Consider the following 24,966-nt stretch of genomic DNA (forward strand, 5'->3'; position numbering starts at 1 on the left):
TCATACGAAGATGAAAAAGTTAGCTAATATTGCAGTTGGGTGGTTGATGGCATTTTTGCTGTTGGGTATTTCACCTTTATGGGCACAGGAAGAAGCCGGGAACTATTTCACTATTACAGGAATAGTGAAAAATAAGGATAATAAGAGAAAACTGGAGAATGTGAATGTGTCTGTTCCCGGTACGAACATCGGAACCGTTACGAATGCGGATGGTGTGTTCTCTCTGAAGATAAAGGGCACGGAGACTATTCTGGGATTGGAGGTTTCACATATTGGGTATTTGAATTCTCAAGTTTCTCTGAAGGATAAGGAAGATGTATCTGATCTCACTATCTGGATGCTGCCGGCTCCTAATCTACTGAGTGAGATTGTTGTCTTTGGCAATAACGCCCGGGGGCTTGTGGAAGAGGCGATTAAAAAAATTCCGGTGAACTATTCGGTTGATAAGAATTTGCTGACTGCATTTTATCGGGAGACAGTACAGAAAAGGCGACGCTATATCAGTGTATCGGAGGCTGTGATAGATGTGTCTAAAACTGCGTACAGTGACCGGGAACCATCGAACGATAGAGTGCAACTACAAAAAGGACGTCGCCTGCTGAGCCCGAAAACCAGTGATACACTGGCAGTAAAAGTGGTGGGCGGACCTAATCTTTCTATTTATCTGGATATTGTGAAGAACGGAGATGCATTGTTGAGCATGGAAAATCTGAATTATTATGATTTTCATATTGAGGAACCTGTGAATCTGGATAATCGTATGCAATATGTAGTCAGTTTTCGTCCCAGAGTCAGCCTGATGTATGCATTGTTTTACGGAAAACTCTATATTGATTTTGAGAAACTGGCATTCACCCGTGCGGAATTCTCTCTGGATATGCAAAACAGGGTGAAGGCGGTGGAAGCTATTCTTCATAAGAAGCCTCTCGGATTACGTTTCAGGCCACAGGAAGTTTCCTATCTGGTGACGTATAAGGAACAGAATGGAAAAACTTATCTGAATTACATACGGAATGAAATACGTTTCAAGTGCGATTGGAAAAAGCGTTTATTCTCTTCCAGCTATACCGTATTTTCCGAAATGGTGGTAACAGATAGAAAGAGCGACTTTGCAGCCATTCCTAGCAAAAAGGCTTTCAAAGAAAAACAAGTGTTCTATGATTTGGTAGACGAATATTGGAATGAGGATTTCTGGAAGACATACAATATTATTGAACCTACAGAGTCTTTGGAACATGCTGTGAGTAAATTGAAAAAGCAATCCCGTTAGATTTCAGATAGTTTTCTTATATTTGGAGACCAACAATAATTCCGGAGTATGCTGAATGAGCTGTTCATACTGACTAAAATAAAAGAGGGCGATATAAAGGCGTTTGAGGAAATCTTCCGTCGTTACTATTCCCCTCTTTGCTGGTATGCCACAGGTATTACGGGAGAGATGGAAGCTGCCGAGGAAATTGTGGAAGAATTGTTTTACGTGTTTTGGAAGGACCGGGAACATTTGCAGATATTCCAGTCCGTAAAAAGCTATTTATATAAAGCTGTACGAAATGCAGCACTCCAGTTTTGCGAGCATAAGGAAGTCAAGGAACGGTATCGCGAATATGTATTGGCGGGTAATGCTACGGAACAGGATTCTGATCCTCACCGGCAGTTGGAGTATGAAGAGTTACAAGGACTGATCCGTCATACTCTTGATAAATTACCCGTGCGCCGGCTCCGGATATTTGAAATGCATCGCATGGAGGGAAAGAAATATGCGGAGATAGCTTCTTCATTATCTCTGTCCGTCAAGACGGTAGAGGCTGAAATGACGAAAGCGCTGCGAACCTTACGAAATGAAATTGATAATTATATCCTTACGAAATGATTGAAGTGAATAAAAATAGGACGAAGACGGATGAGGCATGGGAACGGTTGTATGCCCGTTTGGATGAAGATAACCTGCTCACAGGAGCAGGGCGGGAAGGGGTAGTGCGTCGCAAACTTCTCTTGAAATGGGGAACATTGGCGGCTGCCGTAATTGCCGGTTTCGTCTATCTGGCATCTGCGTTGTGGTTTGTTCCGGGAGGAGAGATCGAAAGCCTCAATCTGGTGACGCAAGAAAATCGTGAAGCATCCATGTTGGTTACCACGCTCGAAGACGGTTCTGTAGTATATCTGGCACAGGAGAGCACGCTGAAGTATCCCGAACATTTTGCTACGGACAAGCGGGAAGTGAACTTACAGGGAGAAGCTTTCTTTGATGTAGCAAAGAAACATGAACAAACTTTTCTGATTGAAACGGAAAAGGTACAGATAGAAGTGTTGGGTACAGCTTTCAATGTCCGTAGTCATGGAGATGACTCTTTCCGGCTCTCCGTGCAGCGGGGCAGAGTGAAGGTCTCGCTGAAGCAAGGTGGACAAAGTGTACTGGTAAATGCCGGGGAAACCGTTACCTTGCAGGCGCGGCAGTTACAACTGAGTGAGACAGGAGATTCCGATGAGTTCAGACAATATACAAAGAATATACGCTTCAAGGACGAATGCCTGGAAGATATTCTGCGAGTGGTGAATGCCGAGGCTTCCGCTTTGCAGATACAGACGGCATCACCGGTTCTGAGTAAACGGAAGCTGACCATTGAATTTGAGAATAATTCCCCCGAAACAGTAGCGGAACTTATTTGCTGGGCGCTGAGTTTGAAATGTTCGCGTGAAGGTGATAAACTGATTTTATCCGAATGATAACTTAACTATATAAATCATGAAACTTCATCGTTTCTTCATAATTTTTCTGAGCCTGCTTCTCATTACCTGTGATATGAGGGCGGACGGAGGAGATGTGTTGGAACGTATCATCCGGTTACCCGGGACGAAAGGAACGGTATATTCCCTGTTGAGTAAAGTGTCGGAACAATCTGGCTATCTTTTCGTATATGACAGTAAGGTGGTGAATAATGACATTGAAGTTAGGACAAAAAAGAAAAACTGTACGGTCCGGCAAGCCATCTATGAAATTGTAGGCGACCGGACATTAGAACTGAAAGTGATAGGAAATCATATCTTGATTCTGCCTCCTGCGGAGAAGGTCGTACGGAAGCGGAAAGTCTCGGAAGAGACACCTTTGCCAGCCTATTTCACCATTACCGGTCTTTTGCGGGATAAAGAAACGGGTGATCCCGTTGTGAGTGCGTCGGTCATTCTTCAAGGAACTTCAATAGGTAATATTACAAATAAGAACGGGGAGTTCAGGCTTAATCTGCCTGACTCCCTGAAAAATGGCAAGCTTTCTTTTTCCCATTTAGGATATGTTGCACAAAGCATTGAAGCATCTACGCTGATTGGCCGGGACAATGTGTTGAGCCTGGAACCTAAAATTGTTCCTTTGCAAGAAGTGTTGATACGGTTGGTGGAACCCAAGAAACTATTGCGTGAAATGGTAAATCAGCGCGGGGAAAACTATTCATTGAATCCCGCTTATCTGACTACGTTCTATCGGGAGGGGGTGCAGTTGAAAAATAAATTCCAGAGCTTGACGGAAGCTGTTTTCAAAGTTTATAAATCTTCTTTGCCGGAGATGAACGTATCCGATCAGGTGAAGCTGCTAAAGATGAGTAAGATTGATAACCGGGAGAGTACAGACAGTCTGGTTGCTAAGATCAGGGCCGGTATCCAGGCTTGTTTGCAGTTGGATATAATGAAAGACCTGCCGGATTTTCTGTCGGTTGATGCGGAAGATAATCCGTATATGTATACCTCCGGTGACATTACATTCATAGATGACCGTTGTGTCAATGTGGTTTATTTTGAGCAGAAGCGGAGTGTCAGGTCGCCTCTTTATTGTGGGGCGTTGTATATTGACTCTGAGAACAGTGCTTTGGTGCAGGCCCGCATTGAGATAAATCCCAAGTACATCAAGGAGGCTACACGGATCTTTGTTGTCAGACAGGCGCCAAAGATAAATCTGACGACACAGAAGGTGGTATATACTATTTCGTATAAACCGTGGAAAGGTACTTATTATATCCATCATATCCGTGGCGACCTTTACTTCAAGATGAAGCGGAAACGTTTTTTCTTTAGCAACCCTACTTTGCATACTTGGTTCGAGATGGTGACCTGTCTGGTGGATACGGAGAATGTAACCCGCTTCTCCCGAGCTGAAAGATTGCCTCCCCGTACCGTACTTGCAGATGAAGAGTTTAAGTATGATGAACATTTCTGGGAGGACTTCAACGTTATTCCATTGGAGGAAGAACTCAGTAGAATTATAGAGAAAGTAGCGTTAAAGATAGAAAAAATAGATCAGCAGGAGGAATAAGATAGTCCGGATAATTGTAATTTTGCAGCCGGAATCAATAAGTATTAGTAGAAAGATGGAATTACCTAAAGACCCGATGATGCTTTTCAGCTTCATCAATACGAAATTGCGTGACTGTTATTCTTCATTGGATGAACTCTGTGATGATATGAATGTCAATAAAGAGACGATTGTAGGACTGTTGCAGTCAGCCGGATTTGAATATAGCGCAGAACATAATAAGTTCTGGTAATTTGCGGATAGATTATTTTTTCTTCCGGTGCTCTTTCTTCAGATAGAAATTGAATCCGGCATATATTTGCAACGTCCCGAATCCATTGTTCAGGGAGAAGTTATCCCGGTAATAATCATACGTCCTGCCCAGAAAGGAAGTACCTACAAAATATTTGCTGTTATTGTATACCACACCCGCCCGTAATATAAAATCAATATTGAAGTTCTTGTACCAGTCGCTGGGCTCTTCTGTGTCTTTCTCTATGCGCGACGTCTTATAAGCAACAGCCGGACTGAGCGACAGGCATGCCAGGCAGTTACGGGCAAATACCCAGTTATAGGCATATCCGAAGTTGAGGCTGATATTGGTATATTTTATATGTCTAACCTTCATTCCGGGGTTCATTGTTTCTTGAATGATTTCGGGTAGCTTGGCATAATCAAACTTCAAATTATGCGTAGATACGGAAAGGCCGGCTGTGAGTGTACCTGCATTCCGACGTTGGTTGGTGGACTGGCTGAAAGCTGCCGGATAAGAGAAATGCCGGTTGTTGAAGATATAATATAAGTTGAATCCTTTCATATTTACTTTCAGACCGTTGAAGTCTTCCGAATAATTAGAAGGAACACGGTCGGAAAAGCCTGTTACTTTATGTATCTTGTAATCGTTACCTGTGCGACGGTAGAAAATATCCACCCCTAACTTGGAACTGTAAAGGCTGAGGTCAAATTCTGTCCCTCTGTTTTTCCCACTTTTCTTTCCAAGGAGCCCGTCCGTATCTACTGACCATCCTAAAAATATCCAGCGCCAACCAAAGTAAGCCCCTATCTTGTTGCGAGGATTGGGGGTGAAGCGGAGCCGTTGGGGCTCGGGGGCGGCGGTACCTACGGAGTAATATTCGTAGTTTGTGAAATGATCGAGCATCAAGGCATAGTTGTATCGGTTGGGGCTTATATAAGTTGTGTCGAAATCATTGAAGTTGAGGAACTTCTTTATAGCCTTCATGAAGGCCCCCTGATGCTTTTCGGTACTAAGGCTATCGTGTGCGGTAGAACTTTCCTCTTTGTTTTGCGCAAACAAAGAGAAGGGTAACAATATCCACAGGCAGAAGATAAGTCTTTTCAGCATCAATCTTATTTCTTAATTAATAGTTCGGGTCTCTATGCTATAAACAACGCAAAAAGAAAAAGTGCAATTGTTCTATTTGCGAATTTAACAGTTCTTTTGCATATATCCAATAATATGGAGGGATTGTTTCATTATACCTCTTCTTTTTCGTCGTTCCTCATCGTCTGTAGTTTCACCGCTTGAAACTGTTGGTTTCTCGGTGTGAAACTGTCAGTTTCAAAGCATGAAACTCTTGGTTTCTCGGCATGAAACTATGAGTTTCAAGCAATGAAACAAATCAGAAAATGCAGAGGTTAATATAATCGGACAGATAATGCAGAGAAAGGAGATACAGTGTTAGCAATAGATTATTACTACACTTACCAATATTGCGTCAGTCAAAGATTGGATATGTTAATTATTAACACAATGAATCCTTAATGGTTAACGAAAATATAGTGTCTATTAAAACATGTTGTAATATGTTGTAGATCACCCTGAAAATTTGGAGATATCCTCAAAGTCCGTATCTTTGCAATGTGTTTTTCATAGTATTAGATTTAAGGTTAACAAAAGATTGGCTGTCTGGGATAGATAGCCTTTTTTTATGTCCTTTCGTTATCAGTCTTGAGGAGTGAATACATCTTCATATCCAGAATCTGTCCGTTCTTGACTGCATTACTTCTGAGTGTTCCTTCGTCTTTGAATCCGCTTTTTTCAAGAATCCGGCAGGAAGCGATATTATAGCTAAACGGCTCTGCAAAAATACGGAGGATATCAGTGTTACTAAAAACATACTGGCAGGTCTGTTTGATAGCGCAGGTTCCCAAGCCTTTGCCCCAAAAAGGTTCTGCTATATAATAGCCCATTTCGGCAGTCAGCGAGTGGATGTTGTCTTTGCGAAACACACCAATACTTCCCACTACTTTGTCATCAGCGGTGATGGCGAAGGCGAAAATACTGTTCTTATCGGCCTTCAGCATTTCATTGATATAATATTTTGCATCGTCTTCAGTGTAGGGATAAGGCAGACCGTCCCGAAGGTTGTCCTGAATGTTTTTGTTATTTAGGGTTGCTGCAAGTTCGGCGGCATCGTCTATTTTCCATTTTCTGATTTTACATTCCATATCGATATCCTTCTTTTTTAGTTAATCTGAAACGGGAGAGTTGCCGGCAAAGATAAGAAACTTTATTTTTAACCACTTATTTAATAAATGCAAAATGTGAACTTCCCGATTTAACTTCATTCTTCTTTCTGTTTCTAACCTAATAAAGCTAAGAAACTGAATTGATGATAAACGAGGATAAGATCCGGCAGGTATATGCTTCCGACCCGAAGAAAGGGTTTAAGATGCTGATGGATAACTTCCAGGTACCTATATATAATTATATACGGCGTTTGGTTGTGTCGCACGAGGATGCAGAAGATGTTCTTCAGGAAGTCTTTATCCGGGTGTACCGTAATTTGGACCAGTTTCGTGGTGAAAGCTCGCTGAGCACCTGGATATACAGGATTGCAACCAATGAAAGTTTGCGCTTGCTGAATACACGAAAGGATGAAGAAGCAATTCCTGCCGAAGAAGTGCAAGAGGAACTGATAGGTAAACTGAAGGCTTCCGATTACATTGATTACGAAAATGAACTGGCGGTCAAGTTTCAGGAAGCCATACTGAGTTTGCCCGAAAAACAACGGCTAATATTCAACCTACGCTATTACGATGAGCTCGATTATGAAGAAATCAGCCGTATACTGGATAGTAAGGTCGATACTCTCAAAGTGAATTATCACTATGCGAAAGAAAAAATAAAAGAATACATCTTAAACAGATAGGACGATGAATAAAGAATTTGATTTTGACGATATCGGTAAAAAGACCCCTTACCGCACTCCTGATAATTTTTTTGAGGATATGCAGCAGAAGGTGATGGAACGTACTTGCGGCGGGCAACGCCGGAAACATCGTTTACAGATAATGTTTTCTACTGCCATAGCGGCAGCTGCAATACTGGCAGGGGTATTGTTTGTTCCGTCTTATCTCCGGACGGAAGATGCACCTGCAGGAACTTCGGATATGTTGGCTATAGAAAGAAGTAGCAGCGATCCGGTTGATAAATGGATTCACGAACTGTCGGATGAGGAGTTGGAAGAGCTCGTCAACTTCTCTGAGAATGACATATTTTTAAATTAGGTATTAATTAAAAACAAGAAGATTATGAAGACTAAGTTTATTTATGTAATTTTGGCTGCGCTCCTGATTGGCAGCCAGACAATTTCTGCTCAGAACAAGGATAACAAAACCAATAAGCAACGTCCTACACCTGAACAAATGATTCAAAGACAAGCCAATCAGATGGTGACGACACTGATGCTGGATGATGCAACAGCTGCCAAGTTCACTCCGGTTTACGAAAAATATCTGAAAGATTTAAGCGAATGTCGGATGATGAACCGCAGGGAAAGGCCCAGGAACAATAATGCGGAAGCAACCCCGGCTACCAAACCTGTACTGACAGATGCGGAAATAGAAAAGCAGATCAAGGATCAGTTTGCGCAAAGTCGTAAGATACTGGATATTCGCGAGAAATATTATAATGAATTCCGCAAGATTCTGTCTCCCAAGCAGATTGCAAAAATCTATCAGACAGAAAAAAGCAATGCGAATAAATTCAGAAAAGAATTTGACAGAAGAAAAGGTCAGAAACATGGTCAGGGAAAACGGCCGGCTCATGCAAGACCAGCTTCAAATAATAAATAACATTTTTCATTAAACTACTTGATAAACACGAATGGATCATGGCAGGCATACATATTTGACTTTCCGAAACATCTTAATCTATGTTGTTTTGTTGTGGTCAGGTATGACTGTTAATGCACAGTCCGGCAAAGGAAGCTTTGCCGGACGTGTTGTTGATAAGGATACGAAGCAGCCGGTGGGGTATGCGGCGGTACGTTTATTGACCTTGCCGGACAGTACTTTTCTGGCAGGTGTAGCCACTACGGACGACGGTAAATTCAGGATGCCGGTTGTCTGGCCCAAAGACAAGAAATTGCTTTTAGAGATTTCTTTCATTGGCTATACCACTTTTTCTAAATCTATTCCCTCTTCATTCAGAGGTACTTCGCAGAACTTGGGTGATATTGCACTATTTTCCGATGGCATTTTGTTGGGCGAAACGGTAGTGGTGGGTAAAGCTCCTCTGGCAGTTACCGAACAGGATACCACGGTCTTCAATGCCTCTGCCTATCGTACCCCCGAAGGTTCCATGCTCGAAGATCTTGTAAAACAATTGCCTGGTGGAGAGATCGATGGCGATGGAAAGCTGTTGATTCATGGTAAGGAAGTTAAGAAGATATTGGTAGACGGCAAAGAGTTCTTTGCGGATGATCCGAAAGCTGCCTTGAAAAATCTGCCGGTGGAAATGGTGGAGAAGCTGAGAGCTTATGAACGTAAATCCGATTTGGCACGTCTGACCGGAATTGATGACGGGGATGAGGAAATGATACTTGACTTGGGGGTGAAAAAGGACATGAAGAAAGGATGGATGGATAATTTCATGGCAGGTACGGGTAATAAAGGGAGGTATGAACTTGCCAATACCCTGAACCGCTTCCGGGATAATTCTCAACTTACTATTATCGGTAATCTGAATAACACTAACAATCAAGGCTTCTCGGAGTTGCAACGGGAGTCGTCGGCTGCCAGTGGAAATATTCTGAATAGGGTGGGACTGGTCACCTCACATTCTTTAGGCATGAACTTCACTCATGACTGGGACAGAGTGAAGCTTCGCTCCAATGTGCAATATACGGGTACCGACCGTTCGGAGGATAACAGTACTACGGTGGATAATTTCCTGAAACAGGATAAATCGATAAGCCACAGCACTAACAGCAATCACATGAAGAACCACAACCTGACGGCGAATGCTTATCTGGAATGGAAAATTGATTCAGTCACCAATCTGGTGTTTCGTCCGCAATATCGCTATGTGGCAAGTGACAGGAGGAATAGTGGATATCAACAGAGTTGGTCGGACGAAACACTTCTGAATGAAAGAACGGCTTCTAATCTTTACGATAATTCCCAGTATAATCTGACCTTTATGTTGCAAGTCAACCGTAAGTTCAGTCGTAAAGGACGGAATCTGGCTTTGAAAGTGGATTATGGAACGAATACTTCTTCTGCCGACAGGAAAAACTTTTCTACTACACATTATTTTAAGAATGATACAGAGAAAGTAGTCAACCAGCGTGTGGATGATGAAGGTGACGGATATAATTATCGTCTGCAACTGGTGTATGTGGAGCCGTTGCCTAACCGTTATTTTCTTCAGTTTCGTTACAGCTATCAATACCGGGTAACTAATTCGGACCGCTTTGTCTATAACTGGGATGAGGCAATGGAAGATTTTGTTGCCGATTACGATTCTCTGGCCAGTAATAGTTTTGAGAGCCAATACAGCACCCATCTTTTCAATATGGCTGTCCGTACTTCCCGGAAAAAGTACAACTACAATATAGGTGTCGATCTGGAACCCCAGAAACTGGATAGCCGTTCTTTTCTGGATGATGTTTCCAAACATCAAATGAGTAAAACGGTTTTGAACTTTTCACCGACACTGAATTTCCGTTATAAGTTTTCCAAGCGTACACAGTTGCAGGCAATTTATAGAGGAAAAGGACGACAGCCGAGTGTTCGTGACCTACAACCGGTTGCCGACATGACGAATCCATTGAATATCCGCATCGGTAATCCTTCTTTGAAACCTTCATATACCAATACGTTTACACTGAATTATAATTCGTATAATGTGAAACATCAGCGCAACATGGTGGTATCTCTTTTTGTGGAGAATGTGCTCAACAGTGTAACGAACCAGGTGACTTACGACAGCGAAACGGGAGGCAGAACCACCATGCCTGTTAATTTGAATGGTAACTGGCGGGCATCAGGTGCACTTTCATTGAGCGGGCCTTTCAAGAACCGCAACTGGCTGTTTCGTACCTATTCCTATTTGCAATATAGAAATCAGAACGGATATACTACTCAGAACAAAGAAGAGCCGATGAAGAGTTCCGTGAAGCACCTCACAGCGCGTGAACGCCTGCAATTTACTTTTCGTACCCGGCAACTCGAACTGAGTGCGCGTGGAGAAGTGCTGTATAATAATTCGTATAATAACGTGAAAGATATGCGCACGGAAACGTTCGACTATCAACTTGGAGGAGACTTGCAGTATTATCTCCCCTGGGGCTTCGAGTGCAGCAGTGATCTCACATATTTTCTTCGTACCGGATATGGATACGACAGCAGCGGGCGGAAGAACCTGATATGGAACTGCCAACTGTCGAAAGCTTTCTTGAAAAAGAAACAATTGCTACTGCGTTTCAAGTTTTATGATATTCTTCGCCAGGAGATTTCAATGGTACGCACCATCTCGGCTACTGCCATACGTGATGCGGATTACAATGTATTGGGACGTTATTTTATGGTGCACGCTATCCTGCGATTGAATATGATGGGGAAAAAGTAAAAAACGCAAAGTGTGGAAACTTCAACAGGGTTAATTTGTTGTAGATACTCAAATTAATAAAAGAAAACTCTGAGGAATGTTTCAAAGGTTCAAAAACTTTAGAAAACTGAGGAAGTGGTATGTTGTGAAACTGAAACTGGTTGATGCCCGCCTGTATTTCGTCAGCATCTTCGTAGGATTGCTGACGGGGTTGGTGGCTGTTCCCTATCATTACTGCCTATATTATTTCTTTAACTTGCGAAGTGAGTTTTTTGCTTCCCGTCCGGAGTGGTACTGGCATATTCCTCTTTTTCTTTTCTTTTGGGCGGTACTGATATTCGTATCCTGGCTGGTGATGAAAATGCCGCTTATCACCGGAGGAGGTATTCCTCAAACACGTGCTGCCATCAACGGGCGCATTACTTATAAGCATCCTTTCATAGAGTTGGTTTCTAAGTTTTTCGGTGGAATTCTTTCGGTTTCGGCCGGATTATCGCTGGGACGTGAAGGGCCTTCCGTACAAATAGGTTCGTATGTAGGATGCCTTGTGGCACGCTGGACACGTATTCTACGTGGTGAACGAAAGCAATTGCTTGCTGCCGGTGCCGGTGCCGGCCTTGCGGCTGCGTTTGCGGCGCCGCTGGCTTCTTCATTGCTTGTCATCGAATCCATCGAACGTTTTGATGCTCCCAAAACCGCTATCACTACCTTGCTGGCCGGTGTAGTGGCCGGTGCGGTGGCAAGCATGGTTTTTCCGGTAAATTCTTATCATTTGATACAAGTGGCCGAGCCCGGTTTTTCTTTTGGAATCCAGGTGAAGTACTTCCTGTTGCTTGCAGTGATTATTTCTGTTTGCGGAAAATTATATTCCATGATGATGGTCTCTTTCAAACGAGTGTATGCAACGGTAAAATCTTCGGTATATATGAAGATGTTCTATCTGTTGCTGGTCGCTTATATTATTTCCTTTATGCAGGTCAACTTGACGGGTGGGGGAGAACAGTTTCTTTTGGAGCAGGCGCAATCCGGCAGCCATGCACCAATTATGTGGGTAACGGCAATGATGCTGTTGCATTTCGGTTTTTCCGTTATCTGCGTTTCATCCGGTTTGCCGGGTGGAAGTTTTATTCCTACACTGGTCACCGGTGGATTACTGGGGCAGATTGTTGGTCTGTTGGGAGTGGAATATGGGGTTATTGAGCCGGAGAATGTCAGTTATGTAATGCTGATTTCAATGTCTGCCTTCCTGGTGGCTGTGATACGTACCCCTTTGACAGCTATTGTATTGATTACCGAGATAACAGGACATTTTGAGGTGTTCTACCCATCGGTGGTAGTGGGTGGATTGACTTATTATTTTACGGAACTTCTTCAGATAAGACCTTTCAACGTGACGCTTTATGAGGATATGATCAATACTCCTGCTTTCCAGGAACAGACAAGGTATAAACTATCCATAGAGGTGATGACGGGTTCATATATGGATGGCAAACTTGTAGACGAACTTTCTTTGCCTGAAAACTGTACCATTATCAATGTACACCGGGATGGTAAAGACGCAAATCCCCCCGGAATACGGTTGATTCCGGGGGACCAGGTTGATATTGAATTGGATGCGCAGGATATTGAAAAACTCTATGAGCCGCTCGTCAGCCTGGCAAACATTTATTGATATGGATGAGGTATCCTTATGCCAGACTGCCTATTTCATCCAGATTCTTCTGAATATCCTGATCGGTCAGTTCGTAGTTTACGAGGTCACCGGAGAGATATTTATCGTATGAGGCCATGTCAATCAATCCGTGACCGGAGAGGTTGAACAGGATTACTTTCTCTTCACCTGTTTCCTTGCATTTGTTTGCTTCGCGGATGGCGGCAGCAATAGCGTGGCAAGATTCCGGTGCGGGAATAATACCTTCAGCTTGGGCAAATAAACAGCCGGCTTCGAATGATTCCAGTTGCTTGATGTCTACAGCTTCCATCAGACCGTCTTTCAATAGTTGAGAAACGATGACGCCTGCACCGTGGTAACGCAATCCACCTGCATGAATATTAGCGGGAGCAAAGTTATGTCCCAGCGTGTACATAGGCAGTAATGGAGTGTATCCTGCTTCGTCACCGAAATCATATTGGAATTTACCGCGTGTCAGTTTCGGGCAAGAAGCCGGTTCGGCAGCAATGAAGCGTGTTTGCTTACCTTCCAGGATCTTGTGGCGCATGAATGGGAATGCGATACCACCGAAATTGGAACCACCACCAAAACAAGCAATCACCATATCAGGATATTCTCCTGCCATTTCCATCTGTTTTTCGGCTTCCAGACCGATTACAGTCTGGTGCAGAGCTACATGGCTCAATACAGAGCCTAATGTATATTTACAATTCGGTGTAGTCTGAGCCAGTTCGATGGCTTCTGAAATAGCGGTTCCCAATGAACCCTGGTAGTTGGGGTGAGCCGTCAGAATATCTTTTCCTGCACGGGTGGACATAGACGGAGACGGTGTAACCTGTGCGCCGAACGTCTGCATGATGCTGCGGCGGTAAGGTTTTTGCTCATAACTGATTTTCACTTGGTAAACGGCAGCTTCCAGTCCAAACAGACGGGCAGCATAAGCCAGCGAAGCTCCCCATTGTCCGGCACCGGTTTCAGTGGTAACGTTGGTAACTCCTTCTTTCTTGCAATAATAAGCCTGGGGAATGGCAGAATTCAGCTTGTGCGATCCCATCGGACTTACACTCTCATTCTTGAAATAGATATGTGCCGGAGTACCTAATGCTTTTTCCAGTCCATAAGCACGAACCAGTGGAGTACTACGATAATATTTGTACATTTCGCGTACTTCTTCGGGAATCTCGATCCACTTATCGGTCTGATTCAGTTCCTGTTTGCACAGTTCCTGTGCAAAGATAGGATATAAATCTTCGGCTTTCAGTGGTTGTTTGGTACCGGGATGAAGCGGAGGCATCGGTTTGTTCACCATATCTGCCTGTATATTGTACCAATAATGTGGTATTTCCTCTTCCGGGAGGAAATATCTTTTTGTCTTGTTGCTCATAGTGGTTACTTCTATTAAAATTTTTACGAGGCCAAATGTAACTATTATTTTTAAAACAATTTCTTTTTTCTTTTGTTTTTTGTCTATACGCATTGTTTTGTTTATGTTTGCCCGATATTTAATTTGATGTCTACATGAAGATTTATCATAAATTCTTGTTGTATCAGAATAAATGGATTCATCCGTACACTCGGATCATTCTTGGAGGGGTGACTTATATAGCCTACCTGGCTTCTATTCTGTTAATTATGGGAGTGGTATATGAACACGGCTTTACTATTTCCGAACACGAGGCTTCTCAACTGCAAACACTCTATCGGTTTGTATGGGGTGTTTTCTTATCCGAAGTCACTTTGCGCCTGTTATTGGAATACAGGGACACAAAGCGTACTTTTAAGAAATTGACGTGGATATTGATTGCCTTGCTTTACCTTACCCTTATCCCTGTTATTTTTCATCGACCGGAAGAGGAGGGAGCTATTCTGCATTTTTGGGAAATATTGAATGGAAAGCCCTATCATATAGTGCTTCTGTTGATCTTCTCTTTCCTTAATTTATCCAATGGCTTGGTCAGGGTGTTGGGACGGCGAACGAATCCTTCTTTGATTCTGGCTGGTAGTTTTCTGATAATCATCCTTATTGGAACAGGTTTGCTAATGTTGCCCCGATGTACGGTGAGCGGTATTTCGTGGGTGGACTCGCTGTTTATCTCTACCAGTGCGGTTTGTGTTACGGGTTTGACTTCGGTGGATGTAGCGTCTACTTTTACTACGCCCGGTTTTGTGGTGATTATCCTGCTGATACAGATTGGCGGCCTAGGGGTAATGACACTGACCAGTTTCTTTGCGATGTTCTTTATGGGGAATACATCCTTTTATAATCAGTTGGTGGTTCGTGATATGGTCAGTTCCAATTCGTTGAATTCGTTACTTTCCACTTTGCTGTACATATTGGGATTCACGTTGGCTATTGAAGGTATTGGTATGCTTGCCATCTGGAGCGACATTCATGGTACGATGGGGATGACGTTTGAGGAAGAAGTGGCGTTCTCGGCCTTTCATGCTATTTCCGCATTCTGTAATGCCGGTTTTTCCACGTTGCCCGGAAATCTAGGCAATCCGCTGGTGATGACAGGGCATAATCCATTCCTTATCTATATATCCCTGTTGATTATTCTGGGAGGTATAGGCTTCCCGATATTGGTGAATTTCAAAGATATAGTACTCCATCATTTGCGCCGCATCTGGAAATTTTTGCATACGTGGGAGTGGGACAGGCATCGTTTTTATCATCTGTATAATCTGAATACACGGATTGTTCTGATTATGACTTTCCTGCTATTGGTGTTTGGTACGGTGCTTATTGCTGTTTTTGAGTGGAATCATGCTTTTGCCGGTATGTCCGTCGCTGATAAATGGACACAGGCGTTCTTTAATGCGACTTGTCCGCGTACTGCCGGGTTTACAAGCGTGGACCTGGCTTCGCTGGGAGTACAGAGTGTATTGGTTTATATCTTCCTGATGTGGGTGGGCGGTGCTGCACAGTCCACGGCGGGTGGTATCAAGGTGAATGCGTTTGCAGTAGTTGTATTGAATCTGGTTGCTGTGTTGCGCGGTACGGAGCGAGTGGAGGTATTTGGCCGTGAACTGTCTTACGATTCCATTCGCCGTTCCAATGCGACGGTAGTGATGTCTATCAGTGTTTTGTTTGTATTTGTGTTTATTCTGACAATCTGGGAACCTCAGGCATCTGTCATGGTACTTCTGTTTGAGTGTGTGTCGGCGTTGAGTACGGTAGGTTCCAGTCTGAATCTTACTCCGACTTTGGGGGATAACAGTAAATTGCTTGTTGCTTTTCTGATGTTCATCGGACGTGTGGGACTGATTACTCTGATGTTGGGTATCATCAAGCAAAAGAAACATACGAAATATCAGTATCCGAGTGGGCAGATCATTATAAATTAGTAGTAAGTAGTAAAAACAGAAATTATGAAGTATATTATTATCGGTTTAGGAAATTACGGGCACATGCTTGCCGAAGAATTATCGGTGTTGGGACACGAAGTAATTGGGGCGGATGTGAGTGCAAGTCGCGTAGACAGTATCAAAGAAAAGATTGCTACGGCTTTTGTGTTGGATGCAACAGATGAACAGGCACTTGCCGCTCTCCCCTTGAGTGGTGTGGATGTGGTAATCGTGGCTATTGGCGAGAATTTTGGTGCTTCTATTCGCGTGGTGGCTTTGTTGAAACAACAAAAAGTGGCTCACATTTATGCGCGGGCCATTGATAATGTACATCGTTCCGTACTTGAGGCTTTTGGTTTGGAACGGATTCTTACTCCGGAGGAAGATGCAGCCCGTGGTTTGGTGCATTTGTTAGAGTTTGGCTCCAATATGGAAACCTTCCGGGTAGATACGGATTACTATGTGGTGAAGTTCGCTGTGCCGGAGAAGATGATAGGATATTATGCTAATGAATTGAATCTGGATAAGGAATTCGGCTTGAAGTTATTGGCTTTAAAGCGTGCCAAGACTTTGAAAAACTGTCTGGGTATTTCATTTACCGAACATGATGTGATGAATGAATTGCCTGAAAATGATCAGGTACAAGCTGGTGATGAACTGGTTTGTTATGGACGTTACAAAGACTTCCAGAAGTTCTGGAAAGCGATGTAATTACGCTTTCCTATAAGATTTTCTGTCATCTAATATATCATTCATATTTTCTTGTGCCCATGAAATTAAGGAGTTTATATGGGGCAATAACGACATGGCTCTATCTGTCAGCGAGTATTCCACTTTAGGAGGGACTTGTGCATAGATTTTTCTTTTCACAAGTCCGTCTTCTTCTAATGTGCGTAGAGTAACTGTCAGCATCTTTTGTGATATGTCAGGTATTGTCTTTTGCAGTTCATTGAACCGCATGACGGGTGCCTGCGTTAGTGTGAAGAGCGTCAGTATCGACCATTTATCACTGATTCGTGATAGTATCATTCGGATAGGACAATCGGCATAAGAGCTATTTTGTATATCTATTCTATTCATATCTTTCTGATTTATAAAACACTCTACAAAAGTAACTAATATGCCGATCGTATGCAACTAATCTTATTGAAATATATCCGGGCTTGGACTGTTTTAGTGTAGTCCACTCAGCCACTCTATCATCTTCGGATCACGATGCGAGAAGAAGCAACTGGTATTGGTATCCAGTGCCGCAATCTTTTCCATATCTTCTTTCGTCAGTTCAAAATCGAATACATTGAAGTTTTCAATAATTCGTTCTTTGCGGATGGATTTCGGGATAACGACAATATTTCTTTGTATCAACCATCGCAATACGACTTGTGCTATGGATTTACCATATTTGCTTGCAATGGCTGCCAATGTTTCATTCTGGAACATATTGTTTTTTCCTTCGGCAAATGGAGCCCATGATTCTATCTGAACGCCTTTCTCTTGCATGAATGCCTCTGCTTCGATTTGTTGATAGAAAGGATTAGTTTCTACCTGATTGACGGCAGGTGTGATTTCATTATGAAGGATCAGATCTACCAAGCGGTCGGGCATAAAGTTGCTGACGCCGATGGAACGAATACTGCCTTCCTTGTATAATTCTTCCATAGCACGCCAAGCACCGTAATAGTCATTGAATGGCTGATGAATAAGGTACAGGTCCAGATAATCGAGTTGCAAACGTTTCATGGATGCTTCGAAGGCTTTCTTTGCTTTGTCATAACCGGCATCTGATATCCAGAGTTTGGTAGTGATAAACAAGTCTTCGCGGGGGACACCACTGCGTTTGATGGCTCTTCCTACAGCTTCTTCATTACCATAAGCGGCAGCCGTATCTATAGAACGGTAACCTGTTTCAATAGCGTCATATACACATTGTTCACACAAGGCTTGATCTTCGATCTGATATACGCCGAAACCAAGAATTGGCATTTCGATGCCATTATTTAATTTTACTTTCTGCATAATAACTTTCTCTTTATTGGATTTTATATTAAAACACTTTACTTCCTTAATATCCCCGGACATTGCAGATTATTGTATTATTTTAAGCCCTTTGGTTATTTGCCTACTCTTTTTGCTAACTCTGCCGGATAGCGGTCTCCTGACACTGGAATAGAATTAAGCATATCATTGATCCAGGTCAACTCTTCCGGGCTTATTTCCACATTGATACTTTGTATATTCTCTTCCAAGCGTTTCAGTTTGGTGGTTCCTGGAATGGGAGCGATCCAGGGTTTTACAGCGAGTACCCAGGCCAATGCAATCTGTGCAGGTGTTGCATTTTTCTCTTCCGCCAGCTTTCTCACAAAGTCAACTATAACCTGATTGGCATTCAGATTCTCGGCAGTGAAGCGTGGAACGATACTGCGGAAATCGTCTTTACCGAATTGTGTGTCTCTGCTGATGTTTCCCGTCAGGAAACCTTTACCCAGAGGGCTGAAAGGAACGAAACCGATGCCTAGTTCTTCGAGAGTGGGCAATAATTCTTTCTCCGGTTCGCGCCACCACATAGAGTATTCGCTTTGAATGGCAGTCAGCGGATAGACCTGGTGTGCCCGGCGGATGGTCTGTACACCAGCTTCTGATAGTCCCCAATGTAGAATTTTGCCTTCTTGTTTTAATTCTTTCATGGTTTCTGCCACTTCTTCTATAGGAACATTCGGGTCTACACGGTGCAGATAGTACAAATCTACATGATCTGTCCGCAGACGCCTGAGGGAACCTTCAATAGAACTTCGTATTACTTCCGGTTTACCAATGACAACTTGTTTACCGTCGATCATCTGAATACCACATTTGGTAGCAATGACTACATCTTTCCGATAAGGTTCTAAGGCTTCACCTACTAATTCCTCATTGGTGTATGGACCATATACTTCAGCGGTATCAAAAAAGGTGATTCCTTGTTCTATAGCTTGATGAATAAGGCCGATCATTTCTTTCTTATCAGCGGCAGCACCATAACCGTGGCTCATACCCATGCAACCTAAACCCAATGCGGAAATTTTAAGTCCACTCTTTCCTAATTCTCTGTATTTCATAACTCTTGATTTTTTTATTGTTTTTGATGTTGCAAAGGTAAGTGGTGAGATGAAGTTTGTAAATAGACAGATTACTGCTTTATGCACCATTATTACAGGTTTAAGATATTGATTGAATACTTGATAATGAACTGTATACACAGGTTACAGTTTCTTATACCAATATTACAGATTTTGCAATACAAGTGATGGAATGCTGAAAGAAAACTGTTATTTTTGTCATCAGATTAAATTATCAGATTATGGGTACAATCGTAAAATTGAATACTGTTCAGGAGTATAATATGGCAATGGGAGTGGAGACATTGCATCCGCTTGTTAGTGTGGTCGACTTCTCAACATTGAAGTCTTTAAAGCATGGACGTAAGAATTTTGGCTTTTATTGTGTTTTTCTGAAACAGCTCAAGTGTGGGGAATTGTCTTATGGACGCAGCACGTACGATTACCAGGAAGGCACGCTGGTATTTGTGGCTCCTGGACAAGTGGCAGGAATTGATGATGACGGAGAAACACTGAATCCTCAAGGGTGGGTGTTGGCTTTTCATCCCGATTTGCTACGGGGTACTTCACTGGGACGTAAAATGAAAGATTACAGCTTTTTCTCGTATGAAGCCAATGAGGCTTTGCACATGTCCGAGCGTGAACGGCAGATTATCTTTAATTGTTTCATTGAAATACAAGAAGAATTGGAGCGTGCCATAGATAAGCATAGCAAAGATATTATTGCCTCTACAATTGAGCTTCTGCTGAACCATTGCCAGCGTTTCTATGACCGTCAATTTATTACGCGTGAAAACATAAATAAAGATATTCTAGTGCGTTTTGAAAACCTGCTCAGTGATTACTTTGAATCAGACCAACCGCAAACTGTCGGTTTGCCATCCGTGCAATATGCCGCAGACCGATTGCATCTTTCTCCTAATTATTTCGGAGATTTGATAAAGAAAGAAACAGGTAAATCAGCTCAGGAATCCATTCAGCTTTTTGTGATAGAGAAGGCAAAAGAACGGCTTTATGATGAGAATAAGACTGTCAGCGAAGTTGCCTATGAACTGGGCTTCAAGTATCCGCATCATTTAAGCCGTCTATTTAAAAAGGTGGTGGGGATGACCCCGAACGAATACAGGATGTAGTTATTTAATTTTGTACCCTAACAACGAACTGAACTTTTTGCAAATACCAGGGAATAATCCCATTAGCCTTCCGCCTAATCCCCATCTTTTTGGGAAGAATTTCTGGTAGAGTGCCTGGTCAATAAGTTGCAGGCGTGGTTCCCAGTTTTCCACTTCATGCCCGTCTTTCAGGCCGGAGCGGATTTGAGCTTCGTGTCCCCGGAGTGAGTCGGGTTTTATATACTTGGAGTTTGCCATCATAGGCCCGCATACATCGAACCATACTTCGCTACCACTGAATCGGTCGGCCAATCGGGTGAGTAATTGCCGTACCTGCTTTTCATAGAAATACATCAGTACGCCTTCGATAACAATGATAAACTCTCCTTCGGGATGCTTTTTACGGAGATCATCCATCCATTGGGTTTCTAACAAAGAGCCGGCTATGTAATGATCGCCCGCAGGTTCCGGTAGTAAATCGCGTCGCAAGTCGATTACTTCGGGCAAATCCATTTCGTAAAATATGGCTTTGTCATGTTCTTCAATACGTTGATAGCGGGTATCCAGTCCGCAACCTACATTCACTACAATTGGATTCCTTCGTGTGGCAATGAAGCGTCGGATAGCATTATCAAAGTATAATCCACGTACGACACATCCTATGGCACTCAATTTGGCACCATCAAATTTGGAGTAGTCATATTCGATACTTTCTACCAGTTGTTCGGCTTGCCGATCACGCAAAATGGCATCTTTCCGGCGACTCTCTTTGGCTCTCATGTAAAGAGGTATCAGCAGTGTCTCAGCTACTACACTCTTAAATTCATATTTCTTTTTCATTTTTATTTGGGAATTATTGGAATTAATACGATCTGGCAAAAAAGAACAATATTCAAATTCATTCAAAAAAAAGAGAGAACTTATACTTTGATAAATTCTCTCTTTTTGCTGTTCCTCACATTTTCTTCCGGGGTCCATAGGCTACTTTTATTTTTTGCCAAAGTTACGGTTCTTGAGTAAGGGAAGCAATACCTAAAAGTAGGGAAATTGTGTTTTAGTAATTTCTTTTTCGTGTATATCTCAGATACCAGATACATATAAATAAGGAAACTACTGTGGAAATGGGTGGAGCGAAGCCCATGATAAACAGTGAAGAACTGTCTATCTGGCTGAACCAGTAAGATAACGGAATACGAAACAGGAAGGTCGCTATCAGACTGTGAATCATAGGGAATAGTGAATTCCCCTGTCCACTGAAATAAGAATTGATACAAAAAACGAAACTGACCACAACACAGTCTATGCTGTATCCCCGTAGATATTCTGCTGCCATTGCCACCACCGCAGGATCTTTAGTGAAGAATGCTGTGAGCGTTTCCGGCAGGAATTGCGAATACAGGCAGACCGATAGGCCAAAAATAAGAGCAAATCCTATTCCGGAAAGTAGGCACTTATTCATTCTCTGTATAAGTCCTGCACCGTAATTCTGTGCTGTCATTGTAGCTACAGCCGATGATATAGCCATAGGAGGCAACATGGCAAAAACAATAATTTTCTCAACCACACCCAGAGAAGCTGATGCAATGACTCCCATCTGATTTACAATCACAGTGATTATCAGGAATGAAACATTGATCAATGCATCCTGCAATGCTATGGGGGCGCCCAAGGTCAGGACTCTTTTAGATAAAACTCTATTCAATCGGATATCCCGTCGTGTAAATTCGAAATGAAATCCGCGTCGGTATAAAAACCAGAGTGCTATCGTAAAGCTGACACCTTGTGCCGTTACAGTAGCAATGGCTGCCCCGGTAGGACCGAGATGAAAAGCTCCCACTAATATAAAGTCAAGGACAATATTGATTATACAGGCCAGTCCCACAAAATAGAGTGGTGTTTTCGAATCACCCAGTCCGCGCAGGATACCACACACGACATTATAGCCTACAATAAACAGTATACCGACTGAGCAAACCAGAATGTAACTTTTCGTGTCTTCCATAGCTTCTGCCGGAGTGTGCATCAAGCTGGAAATTCGGTCATGGAACAATACCATGACCAGAGTAAGTACGATGCCGATAATTGAAAACAACCAAACGGAAGAACCGATTGTAGACGCCACTTGCCGGTCGTCTTTCGCTCCGGTTGCAATGGCAATCAGTACGGTTGTTCCGGTGGTAATGCCTAAGATAATACCTGTAATGGTTTGCATTACTTGGCTACCAATGGCTACGGCCGCTACGCTTGCGGAGTCATCATATTGTCCCACAACAAAAAGGTCGGCACCTCCGTAAAGTGCCTGGAGCACGTTGGCTATCAGGAATGGAACCGCAAATTGTAATAGTACTTTAGGGACACTGCCCTGTGTCAAATCTAACTCTTTCATCCAATTTATTCTTTCATCAATTTAGTAGAAGCTATAGATATGGCATAAAAAAAGTGCCGGACAGGATGAATGATTCTCACCATTCATCTTATCCGGCACTATAATTATTGATTATAATGCCCTCCGATGAGGATTTTTATATTCCTGTCTTTATTTTCGGGGGTGCAAATTTGGGCATTGTTTTTATAACCACCAAATTTATTCGGAATTTTAATACTCTTTGCGTGGTTTCGTCTTTATACCTTATTTTTTCGTTTTGATTCTTTGGTGCTATCAAGTCTCAAAAAAATTATCTTTCTTTGTAGAAAAGAAGAAATGTTTTATGCTCTCATTTGATACTTATATAAGTCGTAAACTGCCACTGGTCGGTCTGATTAGTGCTGTCTTTATCATATACCCTAATATAGCCTGTCTACCTTGGGATATAAAATTTCTGGAGGGAGTCAGTTGTACGGGATTTTATTGGTATTTTGTTTATCGTTTCTTTTTCTTCTGGGGACTGATTTGTTTGTTGTTACGTTATAATTTGCGACAACTGTCGACAGCGCAGTTTAAGGAACGTTTTGGCCGTAACTTCTTATATTCATTGGCTGCCTATGCAGGCTTCGCGTCTATTTCCTATTGGATTCACTCTTATGGTATCCGTACTGATTTTCTGGGTAGTACATTGATCTCCCAATTCTTTATTTTGTGTTCTCTGTGTACGTTGATCGGGCATATTTCCATGTTATACTCCACGCAGCGTGAAAAAGAACGTGAGATAGAACGTTTGCGTATAGAGAATCTGCAAAGCCGATGTGATGCATTGGCTAATCAGATCAATCCACATTTTTTCTTTAACTCCTTGAATGGAGTGCAATCGCTTATTCGGAAGAAGGATGATGAAAAAACACTGATGTATGTGCATGAATTGTCCGATATCTTCCGTTATATTCTTCAAAGTGATAAGAGAGGACTGGTTACTTTGAGGGAAGAACTGGAATTTATTCAATCTTTCCGTTATGTGATGGAAGTACGCTTTGCCAATAAACTGGTTTTCTCGATCCAAGTGGATGAGGCTATGCAGGATGAACTGACGTTGCCTGTGCTTTCACTGCTTCCGTTGGTAGAGAATGTGACCGTTCATAATAGGATAGACAGTGAGCATAAAATGGAAATTACTATCAGGCTGAACGAGCAAAAAGAACTGGTGGTGAGTAATCCTATTTATCCTAAACTATCTCCGCCTGATACGAACGGAACAGGGTTGAGAAATCTGGAAAGCCGTTTTACCTTGTTGATGAACAGGCAAATACGGATAGAATGTGATGAAAATACATTCAGAGTATATCTTCCTTTAAATAAACAGAACTGATATCAAAATTGCATAAAGATATGAGAGTGTTGATTGTAGAAGACGAGACTGCCGCTTATGAGAATCTGGTGGATATTCTTGGCGAAGTCTCTTATGATATTCAAATAGCCGGTAATACAGAAAGCGTAACTCAAACCATTCATTGGCTGCAATCGAATCCTGCGCCGGATTTGATATTTATGGATATTCATTTATCGGACGGTTCGGCATTTACCATTTTTGATAAAATGGAGTTGGAAACTCCTATTATTTTCACGACGGCTTATGACAGATACGCCATAGAAGCTTTCAAAGTGAATAGCATTGATTATTTGCTAAAACCTGTCAAGGTGGAAGATGTAAAACAGGCGCTGGATAAATACAAAAAATTGACGCGCCAGGATGTGATTCACTACTTATCCAAATTGACTCAACTGGTGCCGACTCCTAAATATAAAGACAAGTTATTAATTCCATATAAAGATAAGCTGTTACCTATTGACCTGAAAGAAGTTTCATGCTTTTATACAGCGGATAAAAATACCTGTATCTACTTGAAAGACGGGAATGTGTATCCATACTCCAAAACACTGGAACAGATAATGGCTTCTCTGAATCCGGCAGATTTTATCCGGGCGAATAAGCAATTCATCCTGGTAAGGAATAGTGTGACGGATATAACTATCTGGTTTGATAACCGTTTGCTGGTAACACTGGATGTAGAAACTCCCGAACGTATCTATATCAGTAAGAATAAAGCATCCGAGTTCAAGTCCTGGATAGTGAATAACACGTAAGTTAGAATACGTTAATCAGTAATTATGGTATTTACAACCGTAATTTATCTACGGTTTCTATCAGTAACGATCCCTATATTTGCAATCG

Annotated in this window: 23 protein-coding genes; 15 read left to right on the forward strand and 8 right to left on the reverse strand. The window is 42.4% G+C overall.

Features of this window, described 5'->3' with window-relative positions:
* Positions 1–10: 10 nt before the first annotated feature.
* Genes K429_RS0120505 through K429_RS0120525 form a run of 5 tightly spaced genes read left to right on the forward strand, consistent with a single transcriptional unit; the run spans position 11 to position 4,532 of the window.
* Positions 11–1,270: a carboxypeptidase-like regulatory domain-containing protein gene (locus K429_RS0120505; protein ID WP_029327870.1), complete on the forward strand. Its 1,260-nt coding sequence runs from the start codon at positions 11–13 to the stop codon at positions 1,268–1,270.
* Between the two features lie 48 nt (positions 1,271–1,318).
* A complete protein-coding gene (locus K429_RS0120510; protein ID WP_029327871.1) occupies positions 1,319–1,870 on the forward strand; it encodes an RNA polymerase sigma-70 factor in 552 nt (183 codons plus the stop codon).
* Positions 1,867–2,724 (forward strand): FecR family protein, encoded by an 858-nt coding sequence (locus K429_RS0120515; protein ID WP_029327872.1) that lies wholly within the window; start codon positions 1,867–1,869, stop codon positions 2,722–2,724. The genes K429_RS0120510 and K429_RS0120515 overlap by 4 nt, the downstream gene beginning before the upstream one ends.
* 19 nt (positions 2,725–2,743) lie before the next feature.
* The gene (locus K429_RS0120520) at positions 2,744–4,300 is read left to right on the forward strand and encodes a carboxypeptidase-like regulatory domain-containing protein (RefSeq protein ID WP_022209790.1); all 1,557 of its coding nucleotides are present in this window, start codon (positions 2,744–2,746) and stop codon (positions 4,298–4,300) included.
* 55 nt (positions 4,301–4,355) lie between these two features.
* Positions 4,356–4,532 carry a DUF4250 domain-containing protein gene (locus tag K429_RS0120525; protein WP_007213229.1) on the forward strand — a complete coding sequence of 59 codons (177 nt, stop codon included), beginning with the start codon at positions 4,356–4,358 and terminating at the stop codon, positions 4,530–4,532.
* 12 nt (positions 4,533–4,544) lie between these two features.
* On the opposite strand, the gene K429_RS0120530 is transcribed toward K429_RS0120525, so the two are convergent.
* Positions 4,545–5,642 carry a DUF4421 domain-containing protein gene (locus K429_RS0120530; RefSeq protein ID WP_029327873.1) on the reverse strand — a complete coding sequence of 366 codons (1,098 nt, stop codon included), beginning with the start codon at positions 5,640–5,642 and terminating at the stop codon, positions 4,545–4,547.
* A gap of 584 nt (positions 5,643–6,226) precedes the next feature.
* The gene (locus K429_RS0120535; RefSeq protein ID WP_029327874.1) at positions 6,227–6,748 is read right to left on the reverse strand and encodes a GNAT family N-acetyltransferase; all 522 of its coding nucleotides are present in this window, start codon (positions 6,746–6,748) and stop codon (positions 6,227–6,229) included.
* A 164-nt stretch (positions 6,749–6,912) separates the two neighbouring features.
* Here K429_RS0120535 and K429_RS0120540 point away from each other — a divergent pair, with 164 nt between their 5' ends.
* The 5 genes from K429_RS0120540 (at position 6,913) to K429_RS0120560 (ending at position 12,807) form a co-directional block, all read left to right on the forward strand.
* The gene (locus tag K429_RS0120540; RefSeq protein ID WP_007213233.1) at positions 6,913–7,452 is read left to right on the forward strand and encodes an RNA polymerase sigma factor; all 540 of its coding nucleotides are present in this window, start codon (positions 6,913–6,915) and stop codon (positions 7,450–7,452) included.
* A gap of 4 nt (positions 7,453–7,456) precedes the next feature.
* A complete protein-coding gene (locus tag K429_RS0120545) occupies positions 7,457–7,810 on the forward strand; it encodes a hypothetical protein (protein ID WP_022209788.1) in 354 nt (117 codons plus the stop codon).
* 24 nt (positions 7,811–7,834) lie between these two features.
* Positions 7,835–8,377 carry a hypothetical protein gene (locus K429_RS0120550; RefSeq protein ID WP_007215935.1) on the forward strand — a complete coding sequence of 181 codons (543 nt, stop codon included), beginning with the start codon at positions 7,835–7,837 and terminating at the stop codon, positions 8,375–8,377.
* A gap of 31 nt (positions 8,378–8,408) precedes the next feature.
* Entirely contained in the window at positions 8,409–11,156 is a 2,748-nt protein-coding gene (locus K429_RS0120555) for an outer membrane beta-barrel protein (protein WP_029327875.1), read from the forward strand.
* Positions 11,157–11,232: 76 nt separating this feature from the next.
* On the forward strand, positions 11,233–12,807 hold the full coding sequence (locus tag K429_RS0120560) for a ClC family H(+)/Cl(-) exchange transporter (RefSeq protein WP_029327876.1): 1,575 nt from the start codon (positions 11,233–11,235) through the stop codon (positions 12,805–12,807).
* A 16-nt stretch (positions 12,808–12,823) separates the two neighbouring features.
* On the opposite strand, the gene K429_RS0120565 is transcribed toward K429_RS0120560, so the two are convergent.
* The gene (locus K429_RS0120565) at positions 12,824–14,191 is read right to left on the reverse strand and encodes a TrpB-like pyridoxal phosphate-dependent enzyme (RefSeq protein ID WP_029327877.1); all 1,368 of its coding nucleotides are present in this window, start codon (positions 14,189–14,191) and stop codon (positions 12,824–12,826) included.
* A 134-nt stretch (positions 14,192–14,325) separates the two neighbouring features.
* Here K429_RS0120565 and K429_RS0120570 point away from each other — a divergent pair, with 134 nt between their 5' ends.
* Positions 14,326–16,155: a TrkH family potassium uptake protein gene (locus K429_RS0120570; RefSeq protein ID WP_029327878.1), complete on the forward strand. Its 1,830-nt coding sequence runs from the start codon at positions 14,326–14,328 to the stop codon at positions 16,153–16,155.
* Between the two features lie 24 nt (positions 16,156–16,179).
* Positions 16,180–16,866, forward strand: a complete 687-nt coding sequence (locus tag K429_RS0120575) for a TrkA family potassium uptake protein (protein ID WP_007213240.1) — start codon at positions 16,180–16,182, stop codon at positions 16,864–16,866.
* On the opposite strand, the gene K429_RS0120580 is transcribed toward K429_RS0120575, so the two are convergent.
* The 3 genes from K429_RS0120580 to K429_RS0120590 all read right to left on the reverse strand — a co-directional run bounded on the left by K429_RS0120580 (position 16,867) and on the right by K429_RS0120590 (position 19,250).
* Entirely contained in the window at positions 16,867–17,235 is a 369-nt protein-coding gene (locus K429_RS0120580) for a helix-turn-helix domain-containing protein (RefSeq protein ID WP_007215937.1), read from the reverse strand.
* A gap of 93 nt (positions 17,236–17,328) precedes the next feature.
* Positions 17,329–18,171 (reverse strand): aldo/keto reductase, encoded by an 843-nt coding sequence (locus K429_RS0120585; protein WP_029327879.1) that lies wholly within the window; start codon positions 18,169–18,171, stop codon positions 17,329–17,331.
* Between the two features lie 95 nt (positions 18,172–18,266).
* A complete protein-coding gene (locus K429_RS0120590; RefSeq protein ID WP_007215939.1) occupies positions 18,267–19,250 on the reverse strand; it encodes an aldo/keto reductase in 984 nt (327 codons plus the stop codon).
* 242 nt (positions 19,251–19,492) lie between these two features.
* On the opposite strand from K429_RS0120590, the gene K429_RS0120595 reads away from it, so the two are divergent.
* Positions 19,493–20,383 (forward strand): AraC family transcriptional regulator, encoded by an 891-nt coding sequence (locus K429_RS0120595; protein WP_007213244.1) that lies wholly within the window; start codon positions 19,493–19,495, stop codon positions 20,381–20,383.
* Here the strand turns inward: K429_RS0120595 and K429_RS0120600 are convergent, their stop codons facing one another.
* Together K429_RS0120600 and K429_RS0120605 are read right to left on the reverse strand one after the other, a co-directional pair.
* Entirely contained in the window at positions 20,384–21,202 is an 819-nt protein-coding gene (locus K429_RS0120600) for a class I SAM-dependent methyltransferase (protein ID WP_029327880.1), read from the reverse strand.
* A 214-nt stretch (positions 21,203–21,416) separates the two neighbouring features.
* Positions 21,417–22,748: an MATE family efflux transporter gene (locus K429_RS0120605; RefSeq protein ID WP_007213246.1), complete on the reverse strand. Its 1,332-nt coding sequence runs from the start codon at positions 22,746–22,748 to the stop codon at positions 21,417–21,419.
* A 322-nt stretch (positions 22,749–23,070) separates the two neighbouring features.
* Between K429_RS0120605 and K429_RS0120610 the strand changes: the two genes are divergently transcribed.
* On the forward strand, positions 23,071–24,102 hold the full coding sequence (locus tag K429_RS0120610) for a sensor histidine kinase (RefSeq protein WP_007215941.1): 1,032 nt from the start codon (positions 23,071–23,073) through the stop codon (positions 24,100–24,102).
* 20 nt (positions 24,103–24,122) lie between these two features.
* Entirely contained in the window at positions 24,123–24,878 is a 756-nt protein-coding gene (locus tag K429_RS0120615) for a LytTR family DNA-binding domain-containing protein (protein WP_029327882.1), read from the forward strand.
* The last annotated feature ends 88 nt before the right edge of the window (positions 24,879–24,966 follow it).

Source organism: Bacteroides sp. 14(A) (assembly GCF_000526555.1).
Classification (GTDB): Bacteria; Bacteroidota; Bacteroidia; order Bacteroidales; family Bacteroidaceae; genus Bacteroides; species Bacteroides cellulosilyticus.